Annotated in this window: 13 protein-coding genes; 8 read left to right on the top strand and 5 right to left on the bottom strand. The window is 36.7% G+C overall.

Annotated features, from left to right (window positions below; genetic code table 11):
* Positions 1 to 138: 138 nt before the first annotated feature.
* Both guaA and coaA read right to left on the bottom strand, forming a co-directional pair.
* Positions 139 to 1,695, bottom strand: a complete 1,557-nt coding sequence (gene guaA / locus BCR21_RS08250; protein ID WP_069645985.1) for a glutamine-hydrolyzing GMP synthase — start codon at positions 1,693 to 1,695, stop codon at positions 139 to 141.
* A gap of 219 nt (positions 1,696 to 1,914) precedes the next feature.
* Positions 1,915 to 2,838: a type I pantothenate kinase gene (coaA, locus tag BCR21_RS08245; RefSeq protein ID WP_069646039.1), complete on the bottom strand. Its 924-nt coding sequence runs from the start codon at positions 2,836 to 2,838 to the stop codon at positions 1,915 to 1,917.
* Positions 2,839 to 2,996: 158 nt separating this feature from the next.
* On the opposite strand from coaA, the gene BCR21_RS08240 reads away from it, so the two are divergent.
* Positions 2,997 to 3,587, top strand: a complete 591-nt coding sequence (locus BCR21_RS08240; protein WP_069645984.1) for a GDSL-type esterase/lipase family protein — start codon at positions 2,997 to 2,999, stop codon at positions 3,585 to 3,587.
* A gap of 10 nt (positions 3,588 to 3,597) precedes the next feature.
* Complete coding sequence (locus BCR21_RS08235; protein ID WP_069645983.1) at positions 3,598 to 4,203, top strand: class I SAM-dependent methyltransferase; 606 nt, start codon at positions 3,598 to 3,600, stop codon at positions 4,201 to 4,203.
* Positions 4,204 to 4,414: 211 nt separating this feature from the next.
* Here the strand turns inward: BCR21_RS08235 and BCR21_RS08230 are convergent, their stop codons facing one another.
* Positions 4,415 to 4,750, bottom strand: coding sequence for a RidA family protein (locus tag BCR21_RS08230; protein ID WP_069645982.1), 336 nt, complete (start codon positions 4,748 to 4,750; stop codon positions 4,415 to 4,417).
* Between the two features lie 193 nt (positions 4,751 to 4,943).
* On the opposite strand from BCR21_RS08230, the gene BCR21_RS08225 reads away from it, so the two are divergent.
* From BCR21_RS08225 to BCR21_RS08200, 6 genes are all read left to right on the top strand, one after another.
* Complete coding sequence (locus BCR21_RS08225) at positions 4,944 to 5,891, top strand: ABC transporter permease (RefSeq protein WP_069645981.1); 948 nt, start codon at positions 4,944 to 4,946, stop codon at positions 5,889 to 5,891.
* 15 nt (positions 5,892 to 5,906) lie between these two features.
* The gene (locus BCR21_RS08220) at positions 5,907 to 6,827 is read left to right on the top strand and encodes a carbohydrate ABC transporter permease (protein WP_069645980.1); all 921 of its coding nucleotides are present in this window, start codon (positions 5,907 to 5,909) and stop codon (positions 6,825 to 6,827) included.
* Positions 6,828 to 6,853: 26 nt separating this feature from the next.
* Positions 6,854 to 8,320 carry an ABC transporter substrate-binding protein gene (locus tag BCR21_RS08215; protein WP_069645979.1) on the top strand — a complete coding sequence of 489 codons (1,467 nt, stop codon included), beginning with the start codon at positions 6,854 to 6,856 and terminating at the stop codon, positions 8,318 to 8,320.
* 177 nt (positions 8,321 to 8,497) lie between these two features.
* Complete coding sequence (locus tag BCR21_RS08210) at positions 8,498 to 9,112, top strand: YesL family protein (protein ID WP_069645978.1); 615 nt, start codon at positions 8,498 to 8,500, stop codon at positions 9,110 to 9,112.
* Positions 9,105 to 10,829 carry a sensor histidine kinase gene (locus tag BCR21_RS08205; protein WP_069645977.1) on the top strand — a complete coding sequence of 575 codons (1,725 nt, stop codon included), beginning with the start codon at positions 9,105 to 9,107 and terminating at the stop codon, positions 10,827 to 10,829. Before BCR21_RS08210 ends, BCR21_RS08205 begins: the two co-directional genes overlap by 8 nt.
* A gap of 96 nt (positions 10,830 to 10,925) precedes the next feature.
* Positions 10,926 to 12,422: a response regulator transcription factor gene (locus BCR21_RS08200; protein ID WP_069645976.1), complete on the top strand. Its 1,497-nt coding sequence runs from the start codon at positions 10,926 to 10,928 to the stop codon at positions 12,420 to 12,422.
* A 106-nt stretch (positions 12,423 to 12,528) separates the two neighbouring features.
* Here the strand turns inward: BCR21_RS08200 and BCR21_RS08195 are convergent, their stop codons facing one another.
* Positions 12,529 to 14,670, bottom strand: coding sequence for a GH92 family glycosyl hydrolase (locus tag BCR21_RS08195; RefSeq protein ID WP_069645975.1), 2,142 nt, complete (start codon positions 14,668 to 14,670; stop codon positions 12,529 to 12,531).
* Between the two features lie 3 nt (positions 14,671 to 14,673).
* The gene (locus tag BCR21_RS08190; protein ID WP_069645974.1) at positions 14,674 to 15,708 is read right to left on the bottom strand and encodes a GntR family transcriptional regulator; all 1,035 of its coding nucleotides are present in this window, start codon (positions 15,706 to 15,708) and stop codon (positions 14,674 to 14,676) included.
* Positions 15,709 to 15,756: the final 48 nt, after the last annotated feature.

Below are 15,756 nucleotides of genomic sequence, written 5' to 3'. Positions count from 1 at the left end.
TTGTCAATCATTATCTTGACAAGGGTTTTTGGTAGGGAAAATGGTAGGGAACCATATCATTTTCAATGAAAATCAAGCATTTTAAAAGTTGAAAAACGTTGATTTATCGGCATTCCCCATCCTTATTATGTTGGCTCTTTATTCCCACTCCACAGTAGCAGGTGGCTTACTCGTAATATCATAAACAATCCGATTCACATGATCCACTTCATTCACGATCCTCACAGAAATCTTCTGCAACACATCCCAAGGAATTCTTGCAAAATCAGCTGTCATCCCATCAATCGAAGTCACAGCACGAATGCCCACAGTATAATCATACGTACGACCATCGCCCATCACACCCACACTACGGATGCCAGGTAACACAGTAAAGTACTGCCAAATATCACGATCTAAACCAGCATTGGCGATCTCTTCACGTAAAATCGCATCAGAATCACGCACGATTTCTAATTTTTCTTCAGTAATTTCACCAAGAACACGAATTCCTAAACCAGGACCAGGGAATGGTTGGCGCCAAACTAGCGCTTCAGGCATGCCTAATTCGATTCCTAAGGCACGAACTTCATCTTTAAACAACGTATTCAACGGTTCAATCAATTCAAATTGCATATCTTCCGGCAATCCGCCCACGTTATGGTGAGATTTGATTGTTTGCGCTGTTTCAGTTCCGCTTTCTACGATATCTGTATAAAGGGTTCCTTGCGCTAAGAAATCAATGCCATCAAGTTTTGTTGCTTCATCATCAAAAAGATAAACAAATTCATTTCCAATGATTTTACGTTTTTTCTCTGGATCAGAAACGCCAGCTAATTTATCTAAGAAGCGTTTTTTCGCATCTACTTTAATGATGTTTAAGCCAAATTTCCCACCTAAACTGTCCATTACTTGTTCTGCTTCACCTTTACGCAACAAACCATGATCCACAAAGATACATGTTAATTGATCGCCGATGGCTTTTTGTAAAAGCACACCAACAACGCTTGAATCCACGCCGCCTGAAAGACCAAGAAGAACTTTTTTATCGCCGACTTTTTCACGGATCTTGTTGATTTCCATTTCGATGAAGTTATCCATTGTCCAGTTGCCTTCACATTTACAAATATCAAAGGTAAAGTGACGTAATAAGTCATTCCCATATTCAGAATGACGAACTTCTGGATGGAATTGTACACCGTAAAGGTTGCGAGCAGTATCTTCAACTGCAGCAAACGGACAATCTGCGCTAGTTGCGACAGTTTCAAAGCTATCAGGGATAGCAGCGACTAGGTCACCATGACTCATCCAAGCGATTTGTTTTTCAGGTGTTCCTTTAAAGATAGGTGAATCAGGAATCAAAAGTGATAGCTCTGACTTGCCGTATTCACGGTTGCCGGCAGGCTCAACTTTTCCGCCTAAATTATGCATCATCAGTTGCATACCGTAACAAATCCCTAGAATTGGAATGCCTAATTCATAAATTTCAGGATCGATACTAAACGCATTTTCATCATAAACACTATTTGGGCCACCAGAGAAAATAATTCCTTTTGGTGCCATTTCGCGAATTTCATCCGCTGTGATTCGGTGGCTCAATAATTCTGAGAACACGCCAAATTCACGAATACGTCGAGTAATCAATTGGTTATATTGACTACCAAAGTCTAAAACAATAATTTTTTCGACAGTTGTCAAATCGGCAACATTGGTCACATTTATTACCCCTATCCATTTAGATTTATCTAATAAGAGGTTGTAAAAAAAGCGTTTAGGTTCGAGCAATTGGACTAAATCATGTGGAATCCGTTTTTTGGATTTTATATGATTTAGGAAATTGCCGAGAAACCTGCTTTTTTTACACCGTTTATGGAGAATTTTCTGTTAGGAAAATTCTGACCCCTTTAGAATCAAGTTAAGTATTACATGTTTCTTTTAGTATTTCCGCATAAATATCTCATCAATTATATGATTTTCAGTCTTATGAAGTATAATATCCGCTCTGCCTCGAGTTGGCAAGATATATTCCTCTAAGTTTTTCAAATTCACCGTTTTCCAAACTTCTTTAGCCATTGCAAAGGCATCTTCACGATTGCCGATCGCATATTGATAATAGTAATTATCTGGATCAAGAAAGGCCGTATCGAGTAAGGCACCAAAACGTTCAAGGTACCATTTTTCGATCAATTTCGGTTCAGCATCTACAAAGACCGAAAAGTCAAAGAAGTCGCTGACGTAAATTTGCTGATTGGCAGGCAATTGCAGTGTGTTGATTCCTTCAACGATCAGAATATCTGGTTGTTGGATCACTTCATATTCGCCTTCCACGATATCATAAACACTATGAGAATAAAGTGGTGCTTTGATTTCTTCTTGGCTGTTTTTGACTTGGTTTAAAAAGTCGATCAACTTTTCCATGTCGTAGCTTTCAGGAAATCCTTTACGATCCATAATACCTTTTTCTTCCAACACTTTATTCGGATATAAAAAGCCATCCGTCGTAATCAGTTGGACATTGCGGCGTTTAAAGGTTCTGGATAAAATCAGCTGCAACAAGCGGGCAGTTGTACTTTTCCCAACAGCCACACTACCAGCGATCCCGATGATAAAGGGCGGAACAGGTACATATTCATGCAAAAACAGCCCTTTGCTAACAGTCAAAGATTCAAATTCTTTCATATATAAATGAATCAGATGTGTTAAAGGAACGTAAATGTCCTGCACATCTTGAAGTGAAATTTGATCGTTGAAGCCTTTAATATCTTCTAATTCTTCTTCTGTCAGCGGCGCTTTGCCGTTATGATAGAAGCCCTGCCATTCCTTCCGTGAAATGGGGTAATAATTCATTTTATCGTCCATCGGTTCCTCCACCAAAGCCAACATTTCTTTCCGCTCTTATTTTAACATAATTTAGCTAGACCTAACACAAATTCCTGAAATAATTCTTTGCTTCAGCAAAACAGTCTTTTCAATGGTATGATAAATAAAGAAAACTAGTTTGGAAAGGAAATTGCCAGATGAAAAAAATTGTTTTATTTGGAGATAGTATCACTGCAGGATATGGCGAAGAAGCAATCACACCAATCTTACAGAACTTGATCACAGAAGAGTTAGCCATTAAAAATTATGAAGAAGTTACGATCGTGAATGCAGGTATGCCAGGAGATACGACACAAGGTGCAATGAACCGTTTGGACAAAGAAGTATTGGCAGAAAAAGCAGATATCGTGACGATTTTCTTTGGCGCTAATGACACGAATAGCGATAACTTAGTTCCTTTAGAAAAATATGCAGAAAATATCGAAGCAATGATCACTAAAATCGGTAAAGAAAAAGTCATTCTACTTACACCGCCTTATGTGGATTGTGCTAGAAAACCAACACGAGATGATAAGCGCATTCGTGAATATGCAGAACGAGTGAAAGTGATCGGGGCAAAATATGAAATCCCTGTGATCGATGTATACAAAGCGATGGTCGTTTATCCAGGCACAGATGAATTTCTGCAAGCAGACGGGCTGCATTTTTCAAAAACAGGTTATGATTTATTAGCTGCCTTGATTGTTCGAGAAATAAAAGGTAGACTGGTGACAAAAGAAAATAGTTAGGAAGAAGAAAATGACGAATCATTATTATACAGAAAATCCAGATCTAGCGCATGATTTAGAGCAATGGTCGTTTGAGTTAAGAGGAAAGAAATTCCAATTTTTAACAGATAGTGGAGTGTTTTCCCGTAATACAGTGGACTTTGGTTCTCGTGTATTGATCGATGCATTTGACTGGGAAGAACTACCAGAAGGAAAGTTACTGGATGTCGGCTGTGGCTACGGTCCAATTGGTTTAACGCTTGCAACATTCAGTGGTAGAACGGTGGAAATGATCGATGTCAATCAACGAGCTGTTGCATTGGCACAAGAAAATGCCAAGAAAAATCGGGTAGAAAATGTTGATATTCATACATCGAATATTTACGCTGATGTTCATGAAAAACAATATGCAGCAATCATCAGTAATCCGCCGATTCGTGCAGGAAAAAAAGTGGTTCACGAAATTTTAAGTGAAGCTCATCCGAGACTTTTGGTTGGTGGGACGCTGACCGTAGTGATTCAGAAGAAACAAGGTGCGCCAAGTGCTGAGAAAAAAATGGAAGCAGTCTTTGGTAATGTAGAAATCGTAACGAAAGACAAAGGCTATTATATTTTGAAAAGTGTTAAAGAAGCATAATTTATAATATAAAAAAAACGAGACCATCGAAACGAGGGTCTCGTTTTTTTGCGTATTATTCTATGACGAGCTGTAAAAAAACTATGTATAAATAGCTTTCCAAGTGCTAGCTTCGTTAAATTTTTTTACAAGTGAGAAGGCGGTGTCAGATCTGTCAAACGGTGCCACATAATTTGCGATGATGAGATCTGCGATTGTATCAATGTGGCATTTAAAAAGCTGCAATAGCATCGATTTCTACCTTAAAATCTGGATCAATCAGCCCTGCAACAACGACTAACGTAGCAGTTGGTTTTGACTCCCCTATAAAATCTGCTAATACACTTCTAACGCTTAGTAAATAAGAAATATCTGTAATATATATAGTGATTTTGACTAAATCATCTACTGTTAAATCATGCTCATGTAAAGCGGCTGTGATTTTTTCCAATACAACCTCTGTTTGTTCTTCAATACTTTGTGGTGTGAGTCCCTCTTTGCTTGGTGTTTGACCAGAAATATATAAGGACTTGTTGCTAGCAATTTTTGTGTTTTGATAGATTTGCATGATATTTCCTCCAATCGAGTTTATAAGTTCATTGTATCATACTGATTAACAGTGCTTCGTTAAGTAGGCTATTTGATGCGTTTTTCTCAACATCTATATTTTCTATAAGAATATCTATATTTTGTTTATTTTTATTCCTAATTGAAAGCGCTACAATTCTATTGTAGACAATTTGATGAAAGGAGTTGGGGAAATGAAGAAGAAGTCAAAGAGCTCGCTTTTCTTTACAAATGTTTGGCGGTATAAGGCGTTGATCTTAATGGCTATTCCTGCGATGGTTTGGATGATTTTTTTCTTTTATATTCCAGTTTTGACCAATGTGGTAGCGTTTAAGGATTTTCATATTTCACCAGATGGATTTATTGCTAGTTTAAAAGCGAGTCCTTGGGTTGGCTTAGAGAATTTCAAGTTTTTGTTTTCTTCTAATGATGCGTTTTTGATTACTAAAAATACAGTGTTGTACAACGTGACCTTTATTGTTTTGAACCTTGTCATTTCTGTATTTTTTGCAATCGTGATGAGTGAACTGCGGAATAAGCGTTTGGTGAAAGTGTACCAAACGATGTCTCTTTTGCCGTACTTTTTATCTTGGGTTATTATTGGGTATTTTGTTTATGCCTTTTTAAGCCCGGATAAAGGGATTTTCAATCAGTGGATCACAAGTCGTGGAGGAACACCGATCAATTGGTATAGTGAACCGAAATTTTGGCCGTTTATCTTAGTCTTTATCGGAACGTGGAAAGGAATTGGGTATAATAGTATCATTTATTTCGCCTCTGTTATGGGGATCGATCCGACTTATTATGAGGCTGCGATGGTGGATGGTGCCAGCAAGTGGCAGCAAATCAAGAATGTTACGATACCTCAATTATTACCTCTAATGACGATCTTGACGATTTTAGCTGTGGGAAATATCTTTAGAGCGGATTTTGGTTTGTTCTATAATGTTCCGAGAAACTCAGGTTCGTTGTATCAGGTTACGTCTGTTTTAGATACGTATATCTTTAACGGTTTGACTGCTACCGGAGATATCGGGATGACAGCTGCCGCTGGGTTGTATCAGTCAACGGTCGGTTTTGTCTTGTTGATGGTCACAAATGGAATCGTTCGTCGATTCGACAATGACTCGGCATTATTCTAAGGAGGAGTGAAAACATTGAGGAAAAAGCCAGTTTCAAAAGTAACAATTCGTTCGTTTAATAAACCAGTCAACTTCTTTTTTAATATTTTAATCGCTGTTTTTGCTCTGTCATGCATTTTGCCGTTCTTGTTTGTCGTGGCGATTTCACTTACTAATGAAACAGCGCTAGCAGCGAACGGTTATAGCTTTTGGCCTAAGGAATTTAGTTTATTCGGCTACACTTATTTATTTGATCAGATGCAGGACAAAATTTTTCAAGCGTTATTTGTGACAATGATAGTTACAGTCGTAGGAACCTTGATCAATAGTACAGCGACATCACTGTATGCGTATGTAATTTCAAGATCTAATTTTCCATTCCGTCGTTTTTTCACTGTGTTTTGTTTGATCACCATGTTATTCTCACCAGGAATGGTCGCAAATTATATCGTGATGACGAATTTACTTCAATTAAAAGATACGATTTGGGCATTGATTTTGCCAATGGCGGTCAGTCCGTTTAATATTATTGTGATGCGAACATTTTTCAAACGATCAGTGTCAGATTCGATTATCGAATCGGCTAGGATCGATGGCGCTTCTGAGATGCGGATTTTTATTCAAATCGTGTTACCGTTAGCAGTGCCGGGGATTGCAACGATTAGTTTATTTGCAGCTTTAGGTTATTGGAATGATTGGTTTAATGCACTCTTATATATTCAAAAAGATAGCTTAGTTCCACTACAATATTTATTGATGAAGATTCAAAATAATATTCAATATCTGACTCAAAATGCCGGAGCAAGTAGTCAATTATCTGGCGGGATGGCGGCAATACCAGGAGAATCTGCTCGTATGGCAATCGTAGTTATTTCGACATTACCAATTGCGATCAGTTATCCATTTTTCCAAAAGTATTTTGTCAAAGGGTTAACGATTGGCGGAGTTAAGGAATAAAATATAGGAAATGAGGATGAAGAGAAATGAAGACGTGGAAAAAAGTAGTCGGTTTAAGTACAGCAGTTGTTCTTTTAGGTGCATTAACAGCGTGTGGTGGTGGAAGTAAAGAGAAGACTAGCGGAAGCAGTAAAAAGTCAGATGATAATACATTGTTGATGTATCAAATTGGTGATAAACCAGATAATTATGATGCATTGATGGACGTTGCCAACAAAAAAATTGAAGAAAAAACAGGGAAAAAACTAAACATTCAGTACATTGGCTGGGGCGATTATGAGAAGAAAATGAGTGTTATTGTCTCTTCTGGTGAAAATTATGATATTGCTTTTGCGGATAATTATGTGCCAAATGCTCAAAAAGGAGCGTATGCAGATTTAACTGAACTTGCGCCGAAGTTTGCGAAAGATGCTTATGATCAGTTAGATGAAGCGTATATCAAAGGAAATTTAGTGGATGGTAAACTATATGCGTTTCCAGTCAATGGTAATGTCTATTCACAACAAGTTTTGACATTCAATAAACAATATTTAGATAAGTACAACTTGTCGATCGATGGGATCAAAACATATAAAGATGCGGAAAGTGTGCTAAAAACGTTCCACGAAAAAGAACCGAATATCGCAGCGTTCGCAATCGGTCAAGGATTTAAAGTGCAAGGCGATTTTGATTTTCCAATTGGAAATGGTTATCCGTTTGCCGTTGATTTAAATGGTGATACGAAAAAAATCATCAACCAGTACGAAAACAAAGACTTTATGGATTCCCTAAAAACAATGCATAAATGGTATCAAGCAGGCTACATTCCATCAGATGCAGCAACAAGTAATACAGAGTTTCCATTAGAAGGAAATACATGGTTCATTCGTCAAGAAACACAAGGACCTTATGATTATGGTGATACGATTTTAAGTAATGCGGCAGGTCAAGAATTAGTTTCCAAAGCATTTACTACACCGTTAAAATCAAGCGATCAAGCACGAATGGCGAACTTTGTGGTTTCAAATACCTCTAAAAACAAAGAAAAAGCTGTAGAAGTTTTAGGTCAAATCAATAGTGATCCAGAATTACTGAACGGTTTAGTTTGGGGAATAGAAGGCGAAGCTTGGGAAAAAATTCCTGGTAAAGAGGGTAAAATCAAGCTCTTAGATGGCTATAAACCCAATACGCACTTATCTGCATGGAATACTGGAAATAATAAAATTCTCTATACACAAGATAGCATCACAGATGAAATGATCAAAGAACGTGATGAATCGATTGCTAAAGCAGAGACGTCTCCGATTTTAGGATTCAACTTTGTAACATCTAATGTAAAAACAGAGATGAGTAATATAGCCAACGTTATGAGCCAATATTTGGATGGATTAAACACAGGGACCGTTGATCCAGAAGAAACAGTTCCTAAATTAAAAGAAGCACTTGCTAATGCTGGTTACGACAAAGTTCTGACTGAAATGCAAAAACAATACGATGACTTTTTGAAACAATAGAACAGACCAAGTAGACGGAACCAAGTGATTCGATGATGCATCGTTTTTACTTGGTTCTTTTATAAAAAATAATATCCTGTTTAAACTGCGTAGTATATTATATGCAGTAGTTTTTTATTTGGAATATTCGTAATAGTTATTTATTATACTAATAGAGAAGTAGAAAGGAAGAGTTAGATGGTTGGAAAAGCGTTAGAAACGTTATTCATTAAGATATGGGTCATCGTAAAATTAAATTTATTCTTTTGGTTGTTTAGCTGCTGTGGCTTGATTGTGGCAGGTGTGGGACCAGCCTTGAAAACAGTCAACGAATTATTTGTCAGTCATGAATATAACTACAAAGACATTACGTTAAAAGAAGGTTGGATCAGTTTTAAGCGTAATTTCATTAGGGGAAATATTATTTTTTATGCGTTACTTTTATTGTTAGCATTATTAGCATATAATCTATTTTTATCGGTTCAAATTCAGGGATTGTCGTTTTTGATGATTGATTTTCTCTTAGTTTTTGCCATGATCTATGCAGCTGTTACGTTCCAATACTCGTTATTATTAGATAGCTATTATGAAATTGGTTTAAAGAACTTGTTAAAGCTAGCATTTATCTCAACGTTATCTAATTTTACAAATTTATTAAAAATTGCGATTGGTGTAAGTGTGATTTTATTTGTCACGTGGAAATTCAAAGGCTTGATTTTATTTGGCACTTTTTCTATGATTCAAATCTGGAGTTTCACTGCGACCAAATCGTGGCGGCAAACAATCGATCAACGATTGGAACTTCATGCGTAAAAAGAAACCTTCTTCCTTTAATGAAAAAACTTTGCTGAACCGACTGCTGAAAAATTATGCCTTGATTCTGGTTTCGCTGATTTTGATCGGTATGGTCAGCATTGGGATGAATACCTATTGGCAATCGATGGGAAGAGGGGAGAATACAGCGCAAGAAGCAGTCGATACGATCGGCCAATCGCTCAACGATAAGAATTTACAAGGGAAAACGATGTTGAACGGTTTAACCGATAATCAAGAGAAAATCAACAACTTAAATCGCTACATGGATTTTTCGATTTCAAATTATTTGAATTATTCTTATGATCAACAATTGGAAACGGGAAATTACCTATTTTTACCTAGCCAGGTGAAAAATTTTTATACAATGTATGACAATATCGAATCGATCATTATGGTATTGAACAATTATACCGACTACTATCTTTCAACAGCTGAAGATAAGAGCGGTAGAAAAATCAGTGGAACCCCTCGTTTAAACAACAAATTTTATTTAGCTTATCCCATCACTAACCCAATAACTTTGGAAGTATTAGGGAGCTTCTATGTTGAATTTTCTAAAAAAGATATCGTGGATAGTTTGACTCATTTAACGACATTTGATGGATTATCCGCTTATGTATTTTCAAATACAGGCTATCAACTATTGACGTATACAGAGAAAAATGACGCATTTGATCAACAGCTGATTCAGCAAAAAATGAATGAAACCTCTCAATTGCCAATTCAAAAGTTGGAAGAAAAAAACATATTGGAGCATCTGCAAACAACGAGCGGTTTTGATATTTTAGTAATCGTTTCTAAAGAAAAGATTTTGAAGCATGTTTTTTTTGATTTGCGTATTTTAATGTTAGGCGGTTTGGTTTTAATACTATTATTGTTGTATTTATTGTATCGAACTTTTACTAAATATTCTCAGCAAGTCGATATTATTATGGACTCGATGGCGCTTGTTTCTAAAGGGGATTTGAATACACGAATCAATGATCAGGAGACACAGTTTGAATTAAAGGAGCTTTCCAAAGGCATCAATACGATGTTGGATAACATTGAACAGTATATTGCAGATATCTATAAACTAGAAATCAAGCAGCAAGATGCTCATATGAGAGCACTGCAGTCTCAAATTAGCCCCCATTTTTTATATAACACATTAGAGTATATTCGGATGTATGCATTAAGTGAGGGGAGCGAGGAACTGGCAGATGTTGTGTATGCATTCTCAACCTTGCTAAGGAATAATACGGATCAAGCGAAAACCACAACACTGGAAAAAGAACTGAGTTTTTGCGAAAAATATGTGTATTTATTCCAGATGAGGTATCCAGATCGGATCGCTTATCACTTTGAAATTGATGAAGTATTAGAGGAACTAGTTTTACCAAAATTTTCGATTCAACCATTGATTGAAAATTATTTTGTCCATGGGATTGATTTTTCTAGAAATGATAATGCAATCAGTGTCAAAGCTCATTTAGTAAATGGACAAGTGCGAATTTTGATACGTGATAATGGTAAAGGTATCTCTTTACAGAAACTGAAAGTAATTCAAGCTAAACTTGCAAGCGAGCAGATCAAACTACACGATTCGATTGGGTTGCAAAATGTAAATGAACGGTTACGTGCTTATTTTGGTCCTTCTTTTTTAATGGCAATCACACAAAATGAAACAAAAGGCATTGCAATTGAACTTTCTTTCAATGATCCTACTTCATAAAAAGTAAGGATAGCGATCAACTCATAAAAATATTCTCTGTATTTCACAGCAAAATCATTCTGTGAAGAGTGATTGTAGGAGTAAAGGAGTGATAAAATGAATTATAACGTTTTACTAGTGGATGATGAATATATGATCGTGAATGGGTTAAAAAAAATTATTTCTTGGGAAGCTGAAGGTTTTTCAATCAAAGGGACAGCTAGAAATGCGAAAGAAGCTTTAACGCTGATGGAGACAGAGTCCATTGATTTAGTGATCACAGATATCACTATGCCGGAAATGACAGGGCTAGAGTTTATTGAAGCTGCTCAAAAAGAGGCACGTCAATTTGAATTTATGATCCTTTCAGGTTATCAGAAATTTGATTTTTTAAAAGGGGGATTACAGCTGGGAGCCATCAATTATTTGATGAAACCTGTGGACAAATTAGAACTTTTAAAAAGTGTCAAAAAGGCAAAGAAACGTTTAGATAATCGCAATCAACAGGAAACTAGAAATGACTTATATAGTGAAATTTTATTGTCGCAATGGGTGAATGGTGAGATCGATACGGATAGTTATGAAGAATTGGATCAAGTGGTCAATACGGCAGAAAAAGCTGATTGGACGGTTTTGTTAGTTGAAGTAACCCGTGAAAATAAGGTCAAAGTGATCAAGTGGCTGGAAGAACAACAACAATCATTATTTTTCTCACGAAATCTAGGCGATAAAAGTTTGATTGTACATATTTTTAAAGGTGGTAAATATCAATTAAATCAGCTTCTAACAGCAAATCCTTTACAAACAGATGAGGATGATAGTTGGTTGATAAGTGTTGGTGAGACCGTTAGTGACTGGGAAGATGTCCCAGATAGTTATGAAAAAGCTAATCAAACATTGCAGCGCTATAAGTTTTATGAAGCAAGTGGCAGTAATGTATTATATTCTGTCTTTTCAGATGACTTTGATCTGTCAGCGGACATCATAAATTTTAACAAAACATTGATGGTGGGAGATTTTACCACGATTGAGACGACGATTGCTGAAATCTTTGCGAAAACTCAAAAAATCGGTGCTCGTCCAGAAGATGTTCGCCATATTACTTTTATGCTTTTTATGGATATTTATCGCAGGTTCAATCATTTAGATGAAGAGGAATACCAGCAAGTTTTGGATGATATCAATCATTCATCGAATGCAGATAAACTACATGAGATCTTATCGATTACAGTTAGACAAATAACTCGGGAAAAGATGGCCTACGATTATTCAGAAAATGTTCAAAATGTTATCGATAAAATCCGTTCTGAATACACGAGTGAATTAACCTTAAAATGTGTGGCTCAATCGCTACATCTTAATGTGATGTACTTAGGACAGCTATTTAAGAAGGAAACCAAGAAGAGTTTTTCTCAATATTTGAACCAATACCGTATGAAAAAAGCACAAAATCTGTTACTGTATTCAGATGATAACGTCAACGAGATTGCTGATAAAATTGGCTTTAATAACAGCACATACTTCTCGCAGATTTTTAAAAAAATGAACGATCTTACACCAAAAGAATTTCGAGAAAAATACAAACATCATTATGATTCAGTGGGTGAAGAGTGAGTAAGAAGGAGTTTTATTTTTCTTGCCGACCATTAGGAATTAAAGAGCGAAACAAAACAGATAGTTCGTTTTGTTTCGCTCGTTCTTTTGTCTAAAATGAATCTAGTTAAATACTAAATGGAAGTTGTTCTTCTGTATAAATTCTTGGTCTAGGTACAATCCCTAAACTAAAATCAATCGTTCCTCCGTTCGTTAAGGTGTCGTGGTCAAAAACTAACCTTTCATGAAGCGAACCATTGTAAAGAATATGATCTACAAATTGTTGCTGCTCTTGATTTTGGCTAGTAGAAATCGTCAAGGTTTCACCACTAGATAAATGAATAACAGCTTTATCAAACAAAGGCATCCCAATCACATATTCGCCAGAACCAGGACAAACAGGATAAAAGCCCAATGAACTAAAAATATACCAGCTGGCCATACTGCCGTTGTCTTCATCACCAGGGAAACCAGTTGGACTATCATTAAACTCTTGAATCATTAATTGTTTTAGTAAAGGCTGTGCAAACTCTGGTTTACCAAGATAACTAAACAAGTATGGGAAATGGAAACTTGGCTGATTAGAAATCGCTACCTGACCAAACTCTATCGCCGCCATTTCACTCATTTCGTGAATTTCAAAACCATATCCAGCGACGTTGAACGTCGGTGCCTGATTACATAAATCAATTAACTTCTCCTGAAATTTTTCTGGCCCACCAAAGGCTGTAATCAAGCCTTTAAAGTCGTGATACACAGCAAAACTGCTTTGCCAAGCACTACCTTCAGCATAATCGCCACCCCATTGATGACTGTTAAAAGGTTCTTTGAAAGCTCCGTTTGTTTGTTTAGCCCGCATAAAACCTGTGTTAGGATCAAAAATTGTTAAATAATTCTTGGCTTGTTTTTCATAATGCTCAGATGTGGTAGGTTCATTCAATGTCTTGGCAACTTGGCTGATGCAAAAGTCGCTATAACAATAATCCAAGGTATGATTTACTGACTCATGATAATCGGCAGGAACATAACCGTATGTCAAATAATCTTTGGTTCCTTGTCTACCGTAATTTGAATTTTCACTTTGAATCGTTGCTCCTTTGATCATGGCATTTAAAAATTCAGGCATCAAATCAGGGCGAATATTTTTTACTGCGGCATCAGCAATTACTGCATCGATCAACGTTCCTGGCATCAAGCCCCGCTCATCTGGCGAAAGCCATTTAGGTAAATAACCACTTTCCCGATAACTATTCAAAAAGCCTTCCAACATTTCTGCATATTTTTCTTGCGCAATCAATGAATATAAAGGATATACCGTCTTGTACGTATCCCAGAAACCATTATTAGTATAAAGAAATCCTGGTTTTACTTCTTTGGCTAAGGTATCGTAATGAATAATTCGTTCATCAGAATCTTTTTCGTAGAATGTTTGTGGGAATAAAAAGGCGCGATATAGATTATGATAAAAGGTTGAACGACGTTGCTGATTTTTGTCCTGAATGTCGATTTTATTCAGATAATGCGCCCATTGTTCGTTTGAATCTGATAGATAATCTTGAGGTTGCCAATGAGCTTCACGCGATAAATTCAATTTAGCTTGTTCTAAACTGATAAAAGAAGTACCAAACTGTATAACCTGTTCCTCAATATCCCCAAATGAAAGAGTAATACAATCATCTTCTCCCTTTAACTCAAGAGGGGATTCAAAAAACAAAGGTTGCTTAAAGTACATCGTAAAATAAAAAGAAAAATGATTATCCTCACAACCTGCGTAGTTTATTATAGAGCCGGAAATCGTATGAGCATCCTCGATGTTAAGCGTGTATTTTCCAGGTAATGAAAGCAAAAAACCAGCATCTGATTGTGTATAGCTTGTCGTTAAAACACCGCCATACATACTTGGAATCAGACGAGTAGTCAGTTGATACCGTTGAGCAGTAATTTCTAGATAGCTAGGATTAAAAACGCTTTCATCTGGTCGGTAAGAAGACTGAGCGTGAAATAAAGTCGACTCACTTAGCGTCCCATTAAAAGGCAACATAACCAAATAACTAAAATCCCCCATCCAAGGACTAGGCTGATGGGTCAAACGAAAACCTTGAAAAACGCGATCACGAGGATTGAACCACCAACTGCCGTTATCTCCGTTAGTTTGAGGTGCAAAATAGTTCATACCGAAAGGCACACCAGTATAGGGTAAACAATTACCATTTGAAAAAGAATGTTGATTATCGGTTCCATGTCTAGTATCGATCAAAGTTGATTTCATCTATTAAGTCTCCTTTGTTGAGTGTCGAATAATTTGTTTTACTGAAACTTGTTGATCTGTTGGGATCACTTTCTTTTCGATCCATTCGATCAGCATTGTACCGGCAAGTTTGCCCATCCCTTTGAAATCTTGGGCGATCGTTGTTAGTGAAGGATCAATCAGTGAAGACGCTTGAATATTATCAAAGCCGACAACTGACAGCTGAGTTGGTATATCAATATTGGCTCGTTTAGCTTGATTCATTAAAGAAATCGCCACTAAGTCATTTTCGCAGACCACTCCGGTAATTTCGTTTTCACGAAGATAAGCAATAACATCGGCATTTGAAAAGGCTTGCTTGTCTGTTAAAGCCGTATGAAAAGATAAGTGCTGCTCTTTGGTTGCGTGTATATAGCCTAAATAACGCTGACGCACAGATTGAGGCAAAGTGGGTTCTCCAAAAATATAAGCGATTCGTTGATGTCCTAGAGCAGCTAAATAATTTGTGGCCATTGCGCCACCAGAAAAGTTATCTGATTGGACAGTAGGATAAGGTAGATCGTGAATCTTTTTATCTAAAATGATTACCGGGAATTGCTGAATAGATAGCTCAAATAACGTATCTAAAAAATCTTCAGTGTTGTGAGCATAGTAGATCATTCCATCGAAATCCTCAATGATATCAGCTGCTTGCTTGTTGATCAGAAATTCAGCTGAAGACATGATCACTTCATAATGATGTTCGCTTGTTACAGGTGCCAGACCTTCATTGAAGTTACCAAGAGAAAGATCGTTAACAAATGGAATCAAAAATAAAATACGAGAAACTTTTTTCTTCCTTGGTTTATGCTTTTGTACATAACTGCCTTTTCCTTGGATGCGATAAATCAACCCTTGATTTTCAAGCTCTGTTAGTGCGCGTTTAGAAGTGATGCGACTGACGTTATAGGTTTGGGAAAGTTCCTTCTCTGTAGGAAGTTGTGCATTTTCAGGTAATTGACCAGTTTCGATTGCTGTTAATAAATCGTCTATGATTTTTTTATATAAAGGTTTTGACATCGTTGTTCTCCTAAATGTGAAATGATATATCATTGTTGTTAGTGTAAC

This window comes from Enterococcus ureasiticus (genome assembly GCF_001730285.1).
Classification (GTDB): domain Bacteria; phylum Bacillota; class Bacilli; order Lactobacillales; family Enterococcaceae; genus Enterococcus_L; species Enterococcus_L ureasiticus.
This window is presented reverse-complemented; position numbering and strand designations above follow the sequence as displayed.